The 1,460-nt window shown below is 64.9% G+C and carries 1 protein-coding gene; it reads left to right on the top strand.

From position 1 onward, the window contains the following. Positions 1 to 111 precede the first annotated feature (111 nt). On the top strand, positions 112 to 1,460 hold a 1,349-nt coding region (locus ACFTWF_RS45025; protein WP_378467533.1), incomplete at its 3' end, for an IS1634 family transposase.

Genomic DNA, 1,460 nt, shown 5'->3' with positions numbered 1-1,460 from the left:
CCTGACTTGCACAAGTCGGCGGGGATTTCTGGGTTCGGCTGGTGTTTGCGCTGGTAGCGGGATCACGGGTTGTCGATTTGGGGCACTAACGGGCCGGTAAGATCGCCGGTCGTGGCTGCCTATATCCGCAAGGTTCGGACCGCGTCGGGGGCGACAGCGGTCCAGATCGTGGCCAAGAAGGGCGGTCGGCGCACGATTCTCGAACATCTCGGCTCGGCCCACACCGACAGCGAGTTGGCCGCGTTGATGCAGGTCGCCCGCGACAAACTCGACGAGGGTCAGGAGGAACTCGACCTGGGGCTGGATGCGCTCGCCGGCCCCGGTGGCGGCCCGTCGGTAATCACCGCGAAGCGGTCCCGCTGGCTGATCGAGACGATCGCCATAGCGTGGTCCCGACTGGGGTTCGACGTTGTCGACGACGAGGCGTTCTTCCAACTGGTCCTTGGCCGACTCGTGGAGCCGACCTCGATGAGCGACACCGCCCGCGTCGTCAGCGAGATCGGCTTGACACCGGCGCACCGCAACACCTACGCCAATGCATTTACGCGTTGCACCACAAGCGATTACCGGAATCGAGTTGCGACGAAATGCTTCGAGCATGCGGCGGCGACCGGCGGGCTATCGCTGGTGCTCTACGACGTCACCACCTTGTACTTCGAGGCGGAGAAGGAAGACGAACTCCGCAAGGTCGGCTACTCGAAGGAGCGGCGGGTCGATCCGCAGATCGTGGTCGGCCTGCTCGTCGACCGGACCGGGTTTCCGCTGGAGATCGGCTGTTTCGAGGGCAACAAGGCCGAAACCCACACGATCGTGCCCATGATCCGGCAGTTCCAAGACCGCCATGACATTGCCGGTGTCGAGATGGTGATCGCCGCCGACGCCGGGATGCTCTCCGCTGGCAACCTCACTGCCCTCGACGAGGCCGGGCTTAAGTTCATCGTCGGCTCCCGAGTCACGAAAGCCCCAGCCGATCTGGCGAACCATTTCCATTGGAACGGGGACGCTTTCGCCGACGGGCAGATCATCGACACCGTCACCCCGAGGCACGCGAAGAGCGCCGTCAACAATGTGCGCCACCGCACCGAACCCGTCTGGGACGCGGCCGGACACCCGAAGTCATGGCGGGCGGTCTGGCAGTACTCGAAACGCCGCGCCGTCCGCGACAACCAAACCCTGAACGCCCAAGAAGCCCGGGCCCGCGAGGTCGTCGACGGGGCGAAGGCACCGAAATCGACGAGGTTCGTCAAGACCACCGCGGGCGGCCGCGCCCTCGACAGCGCATCTCTCGATCGGGCCCGGTCGCTGATCGGGCTGAAGGGCTACGTCACCAATCTTCCCGCCTCGATCATGGGACCAGGCGAGGTCATCGCGAAGTACCACGACCTCTGGCAGGTCGAGCAGTCGTTCCGCATGTCGAAAACCGACCTGAGGGCGCGGCCGATGTTCCATCACACCCGCGA

Origin of the sequence: Rhodococcus sp. NPDC056960, from assembly GCF_042674125.1 — a bacterium.
In the GTDB taxonomy this organism is placed as follows: Bacteria; Actinomycetota; Actinomycetes; order Mycobacteriales; family Mycobacteriaceae; genus Rhodococcus_F.
This window is presented reverse-complemented; position numbering and strand designations above follow the sequence as displayed.